Genomic DNA, 719 nt, shown 5'->3' on the forward strand with positions numbered 1-719 from the left:
CCCTTGCCGTCGTTGACCACGTCCTTGCCGCCACCGTCGACGCCATGGCATTCGGTGCAGCCGCGCGACAGGTACAGGTACTTGCCGCGCGCGAGCCCGGCATCGTCGCCCGGCAGCGCCACCGGGCCGACCTGCAGCGCGACCTGCCGCTGCATCTTGCGTTCGCCCAGCTGCGCGCCGAGCACCAGGGCCGCAGCGCCGGTGGCGGCCAGGCCGCACAGCGCGAAGGCGCCGCGCTTCAACCACTTGTTCATCGTGAAGACTCCAGGTCAGGCAGGTGTTGCCGTGAGGTTCGCAGTGTTCCGGGCGCCCCGCGCCGTCACATCGCCCGAAGGAGCCACCGGTCGCGTCAGCGAGGAGCCACCCCTTTCGGGGGAGCTGCGACCGCAACCAGTTGCAACAGCGCGCCGCCGTGGTTGACGACCTGGTGCTCCGCACCCGCCGGCACGATCAGCGTGCATGGCGCCTGGAAGCGCTGCGGCCCGCCGGGCAGCTGCAGCTTGCCGCTGCCCTGCAGCACGAGGATGGCGAGCTCGCCGTCATGGCGGTGGCAGCCGGTGGCCGCACCCGGCGCCAGCTGCTGCGTCCAGGCCTCGAACCCATGGATTCCCTGCGCCGCCCCGGCGACGCCGACACGCGGGTTCGGGCCGTCCGGCGGGTCGCGGGGCAGGGCACTGTGGCTGATGACAAGCATGCCGCGATGCTGCGGGCCGCCGGCC

Annotated in this window: 1 protein-coding gene and 1 pseudogene; both read right to left on the bottom strand. The window is 72.9% G+C overall.

Going from position 1 to position 719, the window contains the following annotated elements:
* A pseudogene (locus AC1D01_RS37355) lies at window positions 1-254 on the bottom strand (c-type cytochrome); the annotation flags it as partial.
* A 95-nt stretch (window positions 255-349) separates the two neighbouring features.
* Window positions 350-719 (bottom strand): cupin domain-containing protein (locus AC1D01_RS37360; RefSeq protein ID WP_477874956.1); only part of this gene is annotated, 370 nt, incomplete at its 5' end.

It is taken from the genome of Rhizobacter sp. P3_B12 (genome assembly GCF_056402895.1).